This window comes from Nostoc sp., assembly GCF_036919495.1.
Classification (GTDB): Bacteria; Cyanobacteriota; Cyanobacteriia; order Cyanobacteriales; family Nostocaceae; genus Nostoc.
In genome coordinates, this window is the sequence record NZ_JBALBZ010000170.1 from 244,695 (window position 1) to 260,373 (window position 15,679).

At 40.9% G+C, this 15,679-nt stretch carries 12 protein-coding genes and 1 pseudogene; 9 read left to right on the top strand and 4 right to left on the bottom strand.

Annotated features, from left to right (window positions below; genetic code table 11):
• Positions 1–123 precede the first annotated feature (123 nt).
• Together V7K25_RS24955 and V7K25_RS24960 are read right to left on the bottom strand one after the other, a co-directional pair.
• Positions 124–1,791: a glycosyltransferase family 39 protein gene (locus V7K25_RS24955; RefSeq protein ID WP_335161619.1), complete on the bottom strand. Its 1,668-nt coding sequence runs from the start codon at positions 1,789–1,791 to the stop codon at positions 124–126.
• Positions 1,792–2,070: 279 nt separating this feature from the next.
• Positions 2,071–3,315 (bottom strand): glycosyltransferase, encoded by a 1,245-nt coding sequence (locus tag V7K25_RS24960; RefSeq protein WP_335161583.1) that lies wholly within the window; start codon positions 3,313–3,315, stop codon positions 2,071–2,073.
• Positions 3,316–4,199: 884 nt separating this feature from the next.
• Between V7K25_RS24960 and V7K25_RS24970 the strand changes: the two genes are divergently transcribed.
• The 7 genes and pseudogenes from V7K25_RS24970 (at position 4,200) to V7K25_RS25000 (ending at position 10,562) form a co-directional block, all read left to right on the top strand.
• Positions 4,200–4,817: an energy-coupling factor transporter transmembrane component T family protein gene (locus tag V7K25_RS24970; protein WP_442948114.1), complete on the top strand. Its 618-nt coding sequence runs from the start codon at positions 4,200–4,202 to the stop codon at positions 4,815–4,817.
• Between the two features lie 29 nt (positions 4,818–4,846).
• Positions 4,847–5,393: pseudogene (locus V7K25_RS24975) on the top strand (energy-coupling factor ABC transporter ATP-binding protein).
• A gap of 168 nt (positions 5,394–5,561) precedes the next feature.
• On the top strand, positions 5,562–6,038 hold the full coding sequence (locus V7K25_RS24980) for a hypothetical protein (protein ID WP_335161585.1): 477 nt from the start codon (positions 5,562–5,564) through the stop codon (positions 6,036–6,038).
• Between the two features lie 438 nt (positions 6,039–6,476).
• Positions 6,477–7,133 (top strand): DUF1361 domain-containing protein, encoded by a 657-nt coding sequence (locus tag V7K25_RS24985; RefSeq protein ID WP_335161587.1) that lies wholly within the window; start codon positions 6,477–6,479, stop codon positions 7,131–7,133.
• A 230-nt stretch (positions 7,134–7,363) separates the two neighbouring features.
• The gene (locus V7K25_RS24990; RefSeq protein WP_335161589.1) at positions 7,364–8,536 is read left to right on the top strand and encodes a baeRF3 domain-containing protein; all 1,173 of its coding nucleotides are present in this window, start codon (positions 7,364–7,366) and stop codon (positions 8,534–8,536) included.
• A gap of 239 nt (positions 8,537–8,775) precedes the next feature.
• A complete protein-coding gene (locus tag V7K25_RS24995) occupies positions 8,776–9,876 on the top strand; it encodes an AAA family ATPase (RefSeq protein ID WP_335161591.1) in 1,101 nt (366 codons plus the stop codon).
• A complete protein-coding gene (locus tag V7K25_RS25000; protein ID WP_335161593.1) occupies positions 9,876–10,562 on the top strand; it encodes a DUF4276 family protein in 687 nt (228 codons plus the stop codon). Before V7K25_RS24995 ends, V7K25_RS25000 begins: the two co-directional genes overlap by 1 nt.
• Here the strand turns inward: V7K25_RS25000 and V7K25_RS25005 are convergent, their stop codons facing one another.
• Positions 10,563–12,908 carry a putative PEP-binding protein gene (locus V7K25_RS25005; protein WP_335161596.1) on the bottom strand — a complete coding sequence of 782 codons (2,346 nt, stop codon included), beginning with the start codon at positions 12,906–12,908 and terminating at the stop codon, positions 10,563–10,565.
• A gap of 1,037 nt (positions 12,909–13,945) precedes the next feature.
• On the opposite strand from V7K25_RS25005, the gene V7K25_RS25010 reads away from it, so the two are divergent.
• On the top strand, positions 13,946–14,404 hold the full coding sequence (locus V7K25_RS25010; RefSeq protein WP_335161598.1) for an MgtC/SapB family protein: 459 nt from the start codon (positions 13,946–13,948) through the stop codon (positions 14,402–14,404).
• Between the two features lie 161 nt (positions 14,405–14,565).
• Positions 14,566–15,252: a pentapeptide repeat-containing protein gene (locus V7K25_RS25015; protein WP_335161600.1), complete on the top strand. Its 687-nt coding sequence runs from the start codon at positions 14,566–14,568 to the stop codon at positions 15,250–15,252.
• Positions 15,253–15,486: 234 nt separating this feature from the next.
• Here V7K25_RS25015 and V7K25_RS25020 read toward each other — a convergent pair.
• Positions 15,487–15,679, bottom strand: a 193-nt coding sequence (locus V7K25_RS25020; protein WP_335161602.1) for a hypothetical protein, incomplete at its 5' end; no start/stop codon positions are given.

The following is a 15,679-nucleotide window of genomic DNA, read 5'->3' on the forward strand; positions in this document are numbered from 1 at the left end:
GTAAAGTTTCTCAGCCTTTACTTTTAGCCGACAGCATAGCTTATGAACATATTCCCAAACATAAGATCGGGAACGGTGATTCCTGACGATCTAATAAGAGTTTGAGGTTTGTTTATGAGAAAATTAACTCTCCTGACAATGATAAAGTTCATATTCGTAGCCATCTATGCTAGGCATTGATTGAGTATCAGACTTAACGCATGTTTTGACGGCTTCTGCTAGGGGTGCGTGAAAGTTTACCAGCCACAAGTCAAAAGGTCGTGGTAATTTATTTAAAGTATTTTCCAGAGCAATGGTGGAACTATTCGGGTCTTTGTCTTGATGAGCAAGGAGAAACAAAGGTTTTTGGAGTGAATTGGCAAGTTTAATCTCCCTAGCGACTCCCATCATTTCCCCAGTGTGTACATAAGTTCTGTGGGTGGCGGCAATTAGTACTGGTGTGGCGGATGTTTGTTGAATCAGTTGCACAAACAGGTCAGGGCGATAATATTTTTGATAGCCGAGATTGCAGATTACTGTAACTGCACTGAAAAATCCCATTAGCCAAATTAACATCACGGCTTTTTTACCGTTTATTCCCCATTTACCTATGCTTTTTATTTCCTTGGGGGGATGCCAACAAACTGCGAGACTTGCGCCTAGTAAAACAACGATCGCAGGGAAGTAAACAAAGTTATATCTAGCGCCTCTAGTCAAGTCAATCCCCAAAAAGTACGTAAAGATAAAGAATAAAGCGATCGCACTGCTCACTACTCCAACAAACACCTGAATCATAATCCGGTTTTCTGGGTGCTGTAGTTGAATCTTGATCGCACGCAGCAAAATTGGTACTGCCCAAATAAAGAAAGTCAGCATCACCATTCCAGAAGGAATCACAACTAATAGCTGTGAAGATTCAACTGGTAATAAGGAAATCATTGCAATCAATGTTCCTAAAGCTTGAAAAATTGGGCTTAACCAATCTAGTCCAACGCGCGAACCTCGAATCCACTCGGTCAAAATACCACGATTTTTATTCTCTAATAAGATTGGTATCCAAATTAAACCCGCCACACAAGTACCTACAGCAACGGCATAGATACGCCGCCAAGGAGGAGAGAAGAAAAGAGAAAATTTGCTGCTAGTTTGCAATTGAAGCCAAGCAAGAAAAATCAAAACTATGGCTTCTGTGCAGAGGGTGAGGCTGAAGAAATAATGAGTAGCAAATCCTAAAGCATTAATTCCTACCCACAAAAGTGCTACCCATATAGGTAAAGGTGTACGGTTTTGAATATGACGTGTAGCAATTACTAAGCAGGTGAGAGAACCAATTACCCATAAGATTGCTAAAGTGTAATGACGCGCTTCTTGTGCTAAAAATACGCCGTAGGGTGATACTGCCATCATGGCAGCAGTCAAGTGTCCCACTAATTTCGAGCGAAATGCTACCTTAGCCAATACATAAACACACGGTATTGAAGCAGCACCGAATATAGCTGGTAGCGATCGCGCCCCAAACAGCGATACTAAGCCTCCGTCGCTAGAAAATAATTTCATCCACAGGAAAACCAGCACAAAATACAGTGGTGGATGATTATCTTGTGTAACTAAGTTATGAACTACATCACCAATACTAGCTGCTGGGTTTGGTTGCAGTGGTTGCAATAGGATATCAGGCGCGATCGCTTGATCTAGGGGTACTGATAAAAAAGTATTCCCCAAGCTAAACACTAAAGTGGCAAACTCATCAGTCCAAGGAGGCTTTGCAGTCAAGTTGGTTAGACGTAAACTGATGCCGACGATCAACCACATTAAGTTCAGCAAGGGGTGAAGCCAAAAAGGAGGGAGGCGAGTCTGCCAATTATGCCAATACTTGCGTTGTAAAGTAGAATTTGCATCTACTATGGGCAGGAAACGGGCAGCATAGACAGATAGCAACGAGATAATTTTTCTGTAAAAATCAAATGCACCTTGGAAAAAAGCTCTCATTGCCGGGCCTCATACGAATGGAATTGTAGATTTGACGTTTTAGATTTCAGTTCGTTCTAAAGTCTAAGAACAAAAATCAAAATCTCAAATCCCTCGTTGTGATTATTTCACATCAGTGACGCGCCAGCTAAGTTTCAAATTAATCCAGAAATTCCAGACGGTAGCAATTGCGATCGCTATAAAGTTGGCAATATAACGGTTAGGAATCAGAAAATTAAATACCAAATTTAATATCAGTACATTCAATACCAGTCCAGCAAGACAAATAGCGTTGAATTTCCCAAACCGCTTCAGGCGTTGCTTCCATCCTTGCTGTCTGGCGCTGACATCCGCAAATGTCCAAGCATCATTCCAGAAGAAATTATTTAAAATTGCAATCTCACCAGCAATAATTTTGCTGCGCGTCAGTGGCCAAGCCAAGGTAGTCGGATCACTGAGCAAGTAAAGTATTGCCATATCCACAAACACACCACTAAAGCCAACCAATCCAAAGCGGACGAATCTACCAACTGGGAAATTGACTTTTCTACTCAATCGTCCTACTCTTCCTGTGGAGAGCCGCAACCGTACCAAGTGGTGGATGTAATCTACATATTGCTTCCATGTCACCTTACTCTCTCCCTCTTTGCGTTCGCAGAACACATACCCAACTTCGGCAACTTGGTCTACCTTTCCCCGTCCGATTACTTCTAGGAGAATTTTATATCCAACTGGATTGAGTATTGCATTTGCGATCGCACTCCGGCGCACCATAAAATAACCACTCATGGGATCGGAAACTCTTCCCAGTACCCCCGGTAAGATCACTAAGCCCAACAATTGAGCGCCACGAGACAAGATACGCCTAACAACACTCCAGCTACTGACGCCGCCTCCGTCCACATGACGACTGGCTACTGCCAAATCTGCTCCCTGCTCAACACTACGCAACAGTTGCATCAGCACCTCTGGTGGATGCTGCAAATCTCCATCAATCACCCCCAAAACATTCCCTGTGGCTGCTTGCCACCCACGAATCACCGCAGAGGATAGACCCCGTTCCTGTTGGCGTCGCATCACCCGTAACTGAGGGTATTCTGTCGTCAAGGATTGTGCTATTTCCCAAGTTCGGTCTGGGCTATCATCGTCTACCACAATTAATTCATAGTTTCCTGGAATAGATTCATCCAGTAACTGACTCAATATGTTGACCACATTCTTGATGTTGTCACGTTCTTTATAAGTAGGAATTACTAGGGAAAGATGGATAGATTCACCACTTATACCCACACCGTTAGGAGGCAACTCTGAAATCTTTAGTGGTCCAGTTGGTACTGTTAACAGCGAGTTGGATGAGTTTGTCTTCATAATTTCACATTACAGAAGGAGGATGTGTAAAAACCGAGCGAAACAAAGCCGAACATCTGCTGGCTTAATTGACTGAACCTGGTTAGTTAATTGATGAATACTTTTATTACAGTTAGCTGTTTTGAAAAGTTTAGTAATTTCCGCGCTTCAATTCAAAATATTTTCCTAAACTTCATCTAAGCTTTACATTTAACCACTCAATTTTATGGTATTATTTATAATGTGTTAAATATTATTTTTTATACAAACAATTAATACTGTACCATTAGTTAGCTAAGTCAGCAAATATACTGTTTATCTAGGCTATGTGAGGACTTGTGAGTAATTGTTAGTAGGTATAATGTAGCAAATCACAAATCATCCGTAATAAATAGTAGCTGTAGAGGACAATTTAGTAAATAAACTCGCGCTTTTGGGCACTGCAATGCTGTGTCCCTACGATAGATGTGGTTTAAATAAATAAAAACTGCTGTGATAACTATATCTCAATCGTAAGAAAAGCAAAGCAATTCCAAATGTTCGCATAGCGTTTCGTAGAGAAAAAAGGCAATCCTAGCCAGACTTTTGGCGATTGAGAATCTGCAAATTAAATGCATGTTACCTTATTAAAGTCAAGCTTTTTCGACTTTTCTAAGAATTTATCAACATTTAGCGATATATATAAAAATAAAGTTAACAAAAATTAATAAAATAGGAAATAAGTATACTATTTAGCAGCCATTGGATAGTAAATATCTCGAAAGTAACAGCATCAAATCCTCCAAGAGGGCATTGCAAAAAAGGTGAGAGTTTTGTTTGGTAGTAATTTAATGCCTTTGTTTTATTGCTTGTATTGAGTAAATAAACGTCTATTGTACAGGGTAGATTATGCATATTCCTGATGGATTTATTTCTGTTCCAGTGGCAGGGGCTACTGGTTTAGTGAGTATAGCAGCACTCTTTATTGCCTTCGAGCGATCGCACTTTTGTGGGCTTGGCTGTTGCGCGTACCCATCCGCCGCTTGGGAGGATTACTCGGTACAGAATTGATTTTTTTGTCATTGTTAGCATTGCCCTTGGGATGGGAACGAGCCAGTTTTTTGCTAGTTCGTTCTCTGGTTTGTTTGGTTACGATGAATAGTTTTTTGTTAACCTTACCGCCCCACAGTTTCGGCATCGCCCTCAAAGGCTTACCTGTACCAGCACCTTTAAAAGAAAACTTGTTATTAGCAGGGCAATATATGGAAATTTTGCTCTCAGAAGTGACGCGGATGCAGCGTAGCGCTCAATTACGCGGTTTGAATGGAACTGCGGCATGGCTGCGCTACGCCAGTGCTGCCATGATTGGAGCCTTGTATCTCCGTAGTCTAGACAGGGCAGAGCGAGTCTATGCAGCAATGGTAACTCGTGGTTACAACGGGCAATTGCCCATAGATTCTACCCTCAGACCAAAAGAGCGTTTTGCCATACTAGCAGCTTGGGCGATCGCTGGTTGTGTAACTCTTGCTTCTTACAGAATATAGTGCAGTTGTGAATATTGAATTTGTGAATCTTGAAATCTTTAACTTCTAATCCCCAATCACCAACCCATAACCCTCACGCAGCCGTAGTTGAGGTTGAAAACCTGGCGTATGCCTATTCCCGCCAGGAGCCAGTATTGCAAGAAATTTCTTTTACCTTAAATCCGGGCGATCGCGTGGCGTTGATGGGAGCAACTGGTTCTGGAAAAAGCACCTTGCTGGAGAACCTAATCGGCTTAAAACAACCGCAAACTGGGAAAATTACGATTAATGGCATCCCGGTAGAACTGAAAAATCTACCCCAAGTCCTCAATTTTAGCCCTAGACCCGACAATTTTAATTTTAGATGAGCCGACTAACGGTCTTGATCCAGCGTGGCGGCGGCATTTAGCGCAAGTGTTGTTAAAGTTACCCGTGCAGGTGATATTAATTGCTTCTCATGACCTACATTGGTTAGGCAGAGTTACTCAACGCGCTTTGGTACTATCTGGTGGTCGGATTCAAATAGACAGCAATATTCAGCCACTTTTGCAAGATGGTGCTACTTTAGACCAGTTGGGTTTACCGATCGATTGGTGATTTGGGCATGAGGAAGCAGGGAGCGTAGGTGAACGAGAGCAAGGGAGATGAATTTTCCCCTCAGCAAGAGCAGCACCCTGCCCTTCTGACTATTTTCAATGCCCAATCCCCTCATTTTTTCGTAATATTGGATACTATATTCTCGGTTTTATTGCTGTTGGGGTGTTAATGTCTGTTTCACATAAATATACTGTTCTTGCTTCTGTTAGCCTAAGCATTGTTTTATTCATTACTAGTTGCAGTGAAAATAAAGTTTCCCAATGCCAGCGACTGATTCGAGTTGTGAATGCCGGAACTTCTCTGATTGATAAAAATAAAGGAACGCAAGTGATTACCAGCATACAGCTATCTAAAGATTTAGAATTTGTGACTAAATCGATTAGGGAACTGAATTTAAAAGATCCTAAGCTAAAAGAATTTCAAAGCGGTTTTGTGAAGATTTTTCAAAATCTTAGTCAAGCGATAGCCATTGCCGCTAGGGCCCTTGGTGCGACCAAAACAGCAGATACCTCGGTATCGGGTAGAGAAAAAATCCAAAAGGCGAGGGGCGAAATTGATTCAGCACTGACAACAGCCACAACACTTGGCCAGCAGTCGGATACATTAGTCAATCAGATGAATAAATACTGTAGCCAGCCAGAATAATCTATCTGATGGGGCACAAGTATTTTCCACTCTTGGCAAAAACTTTAGGATGCTTCTGGAACTCTACCAGGGCAAAATTAAATCAATATAATAGTTAGGACAGGGGCAACATTTCCATAAAAAAAGTCCACAGGAAAATATTCAGCAGCCTTTTTGCCGCTCAGACTTTCTTTGCCTGGTAGATTTTACCCTGATGATTTTCTGGCTATACTAGTGATTTCATGATTGAGAAATTTCATCCCGCAGTATGGAAGACATAAAAACTCTAAATTCAGACATTAGTGTGCATTTCCTTACAAGTGGCACAAAAGCCTTATCTGCTCTTGGAGTAAACAAATTTCCTTGGGGATACAAAAATTTTATCAGTCAATCACTTAGGTTAATACTAACACTACAGAGTGAATTTAGATCAATAAAACATCTTCTAAATTAGCACCTATGAAAGAAGAATTGATAGCCAGAGTTGTACAGGTCTTGCGAATTAATATGAGTTGGATGACTTGGAATTTATTTCTGGCTTTTATACCTTTAGCTTTGAGTGTGTGGCTATTTCGGTTTAGGCGTGGTGGCTCTTGGCTTTGGTGGCTAGGATTCTTAGTTTTCTATGCTTTCTTACCTAATGCACCATATTTATTGACTGATGTAATTCACTTGATAGATGATATCCGCACGATTCAATCAGTTTGGATGATTACTTTAGTACTCATCCCTGTCTATTTATTAATAATTTTTAGTGGATTTGAAGCTTATGTAATATCGTTAATTAATTGGGGTTACTACTTACATCGTATCGGCAAAAGCCAATGGATTTGGCGCGTTGAGTTGATTACCCATTTTCTTTGCGCTGTTGGTGTTTATTGGGGGCGATTTTTGCGTTTCAACAGTTGGGATTTTATTACTCAACCCGATGCTGTACTAACCAAAGGAGTAGAAGAAATTCTGGGAAAACAGCCCCTAGTGATTGTTTCTATCACCTTTGTGGTACTTGCCGGTTTGTACTGGATTATGAAACGAGTAACTTTAGGCCTTAGCCGACCAGACAGTAGAATAGGCATAAACTCAGGACGCGCAAACTCTAACACGCCAAACATTTGATGTTTGTGGCGATTTTAGCTTTAAAATTGAGGGTTTTAATTAGTAATTCTCAAACATGAATATTGCCTATCAAAAGAAAGATGCAACTAAACCCTCCTTGAGGTGAAATAAATTCAGAAGCAAACGGTTGAACTTCAACCGCCACCATCTGAGAATAACGTCCTATCAGATCATTGAATATGGATGGTCTGTTCTGATGGGTCTGGTCACGTTAATAAGAGGAATATAATATGCAATTAATCTCTAGAGAGGAAATAAAGACATTAATAGAACAACCAAAAGGAAATTGTGTTTCTATTTATATGCCAACGCACCCAGCCGGACCAGAAGTGCGACAAAACCCAATTCGCTTTAAAAATTTGATCAGGGAAGCACAGACTCGTTTAATTGATGCGGGTTTGGAACAGGAAGATGCGATCGCATTATTAGAAAAATCCCAGGAAATTGATACCCAAGAGTTTTGGGAGCAAATCGGAGAGCAAGGGCTGGCGATTTTTATTTCTGACAATATTTTTCGCTATTATCCCCTGCCAATTGATTTTCAAGAGTTGGTGGTAGTTACAGACCGATTTCACATCAAACCACTGCTGCCAATTTTAAATGGCAATGGTCGCTTTTATATGCTGGCTTTGAGCCAACAAGATGTCAGGTTCTTTGAAGGAACACGCTACAGCGTCAAAGAGGTAGAAGTAGAAAATCTTCCAAAAAGTCTAGATGAAGCTCTGCAAAGAGACGATACTGCTAAAGAAGGTCAGTTTCGCATCGCAACATCAAAAGGGGGAACCTCCAATTCTTTTCAGCAACCAGGTACGTTTCACGGACAGGGAAGCCCTGACAGGGATAGACGCCAAGAAGACATCCTCCAATTCTTTCAAATTGTCGATCGCGCATTATACGAGAAACTGAAATTGCAAAAAGCGCCTTTGGTGCTGGCTGGGGTAGAGTATCTCTTGCCTGTGTATAGACAAGCAAATAGTTACCAGCATTTAATGGATGAAGCTATCACTGGTAATCCAGAAATTCTCAGCGCCCAAGAGTTACATGACCAAGCTTGGCCGATTGTCGAGGCTGATTTCCAAAAGTCACAGCAAGCAGTTTTAGAACAATTTCACGAATTATTTGGTGGTGATACTGGTAAAGCATCTAATAACCTTGAAGAAGTTGTTTCAGCCGCTTATTACCAACGAGTGGATTCATTAATAGTTGCAGTTGGTCAGCAACAGTGGGGTTTATTTGATCCAACTTCAGAAACCGTTTATTTGCACCCAGAAAAAGAAACTGGTGATGAGGATTTGTTGGATTTTGTCGCTGCTCATACCTTATTAAACGGTGGCACGGTTTACGCTGTTCCCTTTGAAGAGATTCCATATAGCACAGCCGTTGCAGCGATTTACCGATATTGAACATTTTGGCGGTGTTGTAAGCTGTCGCGCATTTAATTTGCACAACTAGGGCGGGCAAAATGCCCACCCCACAAGAGATTCATTTTTTTGAGGATGCAAATTAAAAGATTTTTAGCTTATAACTTTGTAAAGTTTTCCAAATTTTTTATTTGCAAAATCAAAATAATGATCTAGTAGAAGTCTGTGGGTGTTAGATAAGAGCAAGCAAATACACATTTACCGATTCTGGAGACCGACTTTTGAATAGGCTGCAACGATTAACCCTTAACGGGTTCAAGTCTATTAAGGCGATGGATCTTGAGTTGCGTCCCTTAAATATCTTGATTGGAGCAAATGGAGCAGGCAAAAGCAATCTCATCTCGTTCTTCAAGATGCTTAATGAGATGATGGCTGGACGCTTCCAACAATATATCGGTATGTCGGGGCGTGCTCAGTCCCTCTTGCACTTTGGGCCCAAGATAACTCCTCAGATAGAAGCAAAATTGGAGTTTGAAGTTGAAAACGGGGTAGATACATATAATCTGCGGTTATTCCATGCCGCTGGTGATACCCTAATCTTTGCCGAAGAGACATTGAGCTTTCTGCAAACGGGTAGGACATCCCCAAGGATTGACCAGTTGGGTGCAGGGCATCAGGAAACAAAAATTAGTGCAGCAGCAGACGAAGGTAAACAAACAGCTAAGACGCTTAAATATTTGCTTGATCGTTGCCGTGTATATCATTTTCACGATACATCTTCTACAGCGGGAGTGCGGCAATCTTGTTACGTAGGCGATAACCGATGGCTCATGCCTGATGCCGGAAATTTAGCTGCATTACTTCTGAAATTCCGCGAAGAAAATATTTCAACTTATCAACGTATCATCGGAACAATCCGTTTGATTGCACCATTTTTCCATGACTTTGTTCTTGAGCCAGATGCATCTAATCGTGTGATTCTGAACTGGCAAGAAAAGGAATCAGATAGTGTTTTTGGACCCCATCAATTTTCAGATGGCACTTTACGCGCTATATGTCTGGTAACACTGCTCTTACAGCCAGAGGATAAATTACCAGGACTTATCGTTGTTGATGAGCCAGAACTAGGTCTTCACCCCTATGCTCTAAATGTTGTGGCTGGCTTGTTTAGCAAGGCTTCGCTCCATACGCAAATTCTCATTAGCACCCAATCTAGCTCCTTCTTGGATAATTTTGATCCTGAAGATGTAATTGCGGTAAACCGGGAGGGAAAGGAGTCGCAATTTAAGCGTCTCAATCCCACAGTATTAGAAACTTGGCTCGACGAGTACAGTTTGGGAGAAGTCTGGGAGAAAAATATCATTGGGGGAGGACCACATTAATGATGCGCCTCTACCTATTTGCTGAAGGACAAACTGAGCAGACATTCGCCGACACTTTGATAAAACCACACTTAGCTCAACATGAAGTGTTTATGCACTACCCTCGGCTAATCGCTCATGCCAGAAAAAAGGGGAAGGTGCATCGCGGCGGTGGACGCAATTACGAGCCAATGAAAAACGATATTCTACGATCGCTCAACGAAGATAGTAATCGTGATGTATTCTTCACTACGATGATTGATTTGTATGCTATTGCTCCTGATTTTCCTGGATTGGCTGAAGCTGAGAGTTTGCGCCAAAATCCTGTACAACGGGTCGAATTTCTAGAGCAACGCTTTGCAGAGGATATCAGTGATTACCGATTTATTCCGTACATTCAATTACATGAATACGAAGCATATCTTTTTGCCGATCCAACGTGCTTTGAATATCTTGATGCTCGTCGTACAAAAGAGATTGAGGCTCTTAAGGCGATCGCTAATCAATATGAGACACCTGAGTTGATCAACGACGGACAACAGACAGCTCCCAGTAAACGCATCATCGCTCGGTTTCCTGATTATGGAAAAGCGAAGCCTGCTTTTGCACCACAGTTAGCTGAACGAATTGGACTAGAAGTAATTCGGAGCAGGTGTCCCCACTTCAACATCTGGCTATCACGCCTAGAATCATTAAATCACTCTTAACTAATGAAGTTTTCGTCGTGCTGCTGCTAAAATTATCCGTTGTTCAGCACGAGCGATCGCTTGATATGTTCGTTCCACTGCTTCCGGTTCAACGGAAATGGAAGTTATACCCCATTCCACTAACTTATCAATAATTTCTGGATAGATGGCTGGTGCTTGACCGCAGATTGAACAAGGGATACCGGCACTTTTAGCCATTTTGATCAGTTGAGCGATCGCACCCATAACTGCCGGATGCCGTTCATTAAATACTTTTCCTAGCTGTCCTTGCTCTCGATCCACTCCGAGCAATAATTGGGTCAAATCATTTGTACCAATAGAAATTCCGGCTGCACCTGCTTTAACATATTCTGGTAGTAAAAACAGGACGCTTGGCACTTCTGCCATCATCCACAATTGAAACTGTGACACCTCAGTTAAAAGGGCTTGCTCAACTTTGCGACGACAAAAGATAAATTCTTCTACAGTCCGCACAAAAGGCAACAGTAGATTTATATTGCTGTAACCAGCTTGCTGGACACTCGCTAAAGCTTGCAGTTCCAATTCAAAGACTGCGGGATTTCGTAAATAGCTGAAGGTACCACGTTCACCTAACATCGATTGTGTTGAAGATTGTAAATTATCACTCAATGATGGTAAATCTTGTGGCCAATCTAAAGAACGATAAAAAACTGGTCTTGGTGCAAAGGCACGGGCAAACTGGATAATCTGCTCAGACCATAGCTCTAACAATTCTGCTTGCCGCCCGCCTAAAATCCAACTCTTAGGATGTTGCCCGGACAATATATTTAGTACCATCAATTCTGAGCGCAACAATCCCACTCCATCCACAGGTAAGCTTTGTACTTGTTCTATTAAACTAGACTGACTCAAGTTCACCAGCAGTTGGGTAGCAATCATAGGTAGATGAGAAGTAACAGGAAGGGATGGGGAGATAGGGGAATGGAGAGGATTTTCTGCCACTTTCTTCCTCTCCATCTCTTTTTCTCTCCCACTTTCGCCTTCTTCTTTGATCCGATAAACTTCTCCTCTGTCGCCATCGAGTAGCAGTCGTTCGCCAGTTTGGATTAAGCTTGTAACAGATGTTGCATTAACTACTGCTGCAATACCTAATTCTCTGGCAAGAATTGCAGCGTGGCTGGTTAATCCGCCTTGTTCAGTAATAATACCACCAACTTGGTGCAGTAATGGTAACCAATCAGGTGCGATCGCTGTTATTACTAAAATCACTCCCTTGGGTAATTCTTCGGGTTTGTGCTGCGGATTATTAATTACAAGGGCATTCGCCACAACACGTCCTCCTGCTGCCCCTATTCCCCTAATGAAGTGTCTGTGGTGAATTACATGGGGAGGACTAACTTGTGTAATGTAGAGCTTGCCAGATGTATTTTGCCCGGCGATAGTCCATTTAATGGTAAAGCTTTTACCCAGTTCACTCAGCAGTTGAGTTCCTAGAGCAATTATTTGTTGTACGTATTCTTCTTGTAAAGCGTACTGTTTTTGTTGGGCTTCCTGAATTAGGTAGGTATTTAGACAAGTGTGATCTGGTGTTAGGGCTGACTTGGGCAGGGGTTGCGAAAAAGCTTCCGGTGCTGCATCATCCACACCATAAGCGAGCATTTTATTGCCCAACTGCTGCTCAAGCACAACCCCGGTTGCCTGTTGAATGTAGTAAACATCTGGCTGGACTTCGCCTTGAGCTATTGCAATTCCTAATCCCCAAGTAGCTTCAATTTCCCAGCCAGAGGAGTTAGCACTCAGCAAGCCACTGGCGATCGCATTCTCAACAGGTTGAACCAAAACCGCTAAACTGATTTGTTGCAGGTTAATTCCTGCCCGTTGCCAATATAGTAGACTTCTAGCACGAAATATCTGGCTCCAGGTACGCTTGAGGGCATAAGCGATCGCTTCGGGTTCGCACTGGCAAAACACCGACTCCAGCAAACCAGATATATTATTCAGATTTGGAGTAGCATTTGATACTGCTAAGGTAGGTCGAAGAATCAAACAGCCAGTTTGCCATTCTCTAGCTGCTTGGAAAATTGTATTCACCCAATCTTGTGGCACAGTCGCAGTGAGTATTTCTTGGCGCAAACGGCCTGCTACTTGCTGAAGTTGACGCCAATTAGCTACATCCAGGTGTAACGAAGAATGGGGTAAGTCAGCCACTAATGACTCTGAACTATTGAGATTTTCGAGAAATTCTCGCAAAATTTCTGCCGAAACGACAAAACCAGGCACCACCGGATAGCCACGCTGCATGATTCTGCTCAAGTAAAATGCTTTGTTACCTACTTTGGCGCGGTCTTGTAGTTTAATTTGGTCTAGCCAGTAGAGTTTGTCCACTCAATTTGTTAGTTGTCAGTTATCTATTTGTAGCCATAGCCATTTCCTCTTAGTACGTTATCAGCCGGAAATCCACTGACTCCTTACTAAAAGAGGATTTTCCAGCATTTACGTTTAATTTACCGACCTTATTAGTGGTTAATTGCCAGTTACACGATGTATTGCTGTAATTCAACTCCTTTGTAATTCAAATATTTTCCTTCCTTTAGCCTCTCTTCCCTACAATCGGGGGTTTAGTTGTTTGAGTGAGTTGTAGATGGCGGTATCATATTTAATTATTGAGTGTATGGGTTAAATCTTGCAATTTAAAGTAAAATTTTATGGTTCAGTCATTTTAAATAGTTAAAAACTCTATTTAATAAACTTAAAATTTATTTTTGAGCAAAATAATATCTTATTGGTAAATAATCCTAACAAGGTAATATCATTTCTTTGTGAGGCTGCGCCAAACCCTTTTACTTTCTTTCTTTGTGTCCTACCCTTCACCTTCGGAGACGCTACGCGAACAAGAAGCCACTTCGTGTCTATGCGTTCTTTGCGGTAGCCTGCGGCAAGCCGCTGACGCTCCTTCGTCGCTACCGCTTCGCTAATGCGTCTACGTTTCTTTTTCTTCTTTCTTGTGCTTAAATATGGTTTAGCGTATCTTCATACAGAATTGGTATAAGAGATTAAGTCGTACCAAAAAAGTATTCCTGAATTAATAGAATCCAAATATGATATAGGCTATTAAATTGCACTCGTTAAATTAGACTCCATCAATAAAAGATTAAAATATTTTTGCACTATTTTTGTAAAAATATTACTAATTAACCTAGTATAGGTTGGCGGAAATAAACCTAATATTTTATTACAGCCAGAAAGCCAAAAATTAAAGTGTGCGTGACTTTTGACTTCCGCCTTGCGGTACTAGTAGTTGTGGCGAAAGTTTGCCTACCTTTAACAATGGGATGCTCGAAATCTTGTTAATTTATATGTATAGTACCTAGATTTATGCGGTGCTGTACTATTATATAAAATGCTCTACACCAGACTAAGCATTGCCAAACACTTACTACCTTGCAACTAATGATTGGCTAAATATTAGCTTCAGACTGTGCCTTGCATTGTTTATTGGAGCAATTATCGGCTTAGAACGCCAAATTAGACGTAAACCAGCCGGTTTAAGAACTCATATCTTGGTGAGTTTCGGTTCAGCCATTTTTACTCTCATAATTATGCAAACAGATGGGCCACCGTCCAGTCGTGATGCACTTAGCCGCGTAATTCAGGGGATTGCAACCGGTATAGGATTTCTCGGTGCTGGAGAAATTGTGCGCCAATCTTCTCAAGAATCACAGCGACTTGAAATTCACGGACTCACATCAGCAGCAGCTATTTGGGTTTCGGCTGCTTTAGGAATTGCTGCTGGCTGTGGTTTATGGCAGTTAGCATTAATCAGTGCTTTGCTGACTTTTTTGGTTCTCACCGTTTTTAAAAGGTTAGAAAAACGAGATTAGGAACAAGAATTAAATAACATACAATTTATGTCCCTAGCTTACCTCACCCTCAATCCCTCTCCGATATATTGGAGAGAGAAGCTAGATACAGGATGAAATTTTGCATTTTATTTAATCCACGTTCCTTAGTAATTAATTATCTATTATTTTTAATAAAAAATATGCCTAAGAAACATAAAGTTATTGAGCTTCCTAATTTACCTTTATCTGAAAGTATGAATAAGGGGATACCAGATAATCAATTATCTGAATTAGAGAGCTATCAAAACGTACATTTATCAAATTGTCAGCTTGAGGGAACTAGAGGAGTAGATTTTCAATATGCCTACTTTGATAATGTTAAAGCTATAAATACTTATTTTAAAAAGCTTTCTTTACAAGATGTTAAAATTACTAAAAGTGATTTTGCTAATACTGAATGGGAAGAAAGTTTGCTTAGTAGAGTTGAGTTTATTAACTGTAGATTGCTGGGATTTAAAGCAATAAAATCTAGATTAAAAAATGTTATGTTTAAGGGCTGTCAAGGACAGTTTTCACAATTTAATTTGAGTAAATTTGAGCGTGTTATTTTTGAAAATTGTCAGCTTGAAGATTCCACTTTTTTGGAAACTTCTCTAACAAATGTAAAATTTATAAATTGCCGAATGAATAACGTTATCCTTGCTGATGCTAAATTTAAAGATACAGATTTTCGAGGTTCTAATATAGAAGGCTTGCAAATTAATATCAATCAGCTTCAAGGTGCAATTTTAGATTTATTTCAAGCTGCTTATATTCTTCAAAGATATACAAATGTAATAGTTAAACCTGTTGATGAAGAAACGGCGGATAACGCAGAAAAATATTAGTAAGTAAATATAGAGCAGTGAATAGGCCTACAAGTCTTAATATTTGGTCTAGCTTCACAAACAAACACTATGAGCAATACTGCTCGGTTAAGAATATTTGTAGGTTGGGTTTCACTTCGTTCAACCCAACCAAGCCCCAGAAATGTTGGGTTTCGTTCCTCAACCCAACCTACGAATTTTAAGCTTTTTCCGCTTAACCGAGCAGTATTGACACTATGAGGCAATAGATATAAATCAGGAAAGTCTTACTACATCTAATACCACTTCTGTATGAAGATACACATAATTAGTCCCCCCTTCACAAGGGGGGACGGCATAGCCGGGGGGTAAATATACAGCACTTACGGCTGTTATGAGGTACAGTAACAGCAACTGGCAAACCAGTTTCTTAAATGTTGAGGATTTATTAAGTCGAGTGCAACTGAGA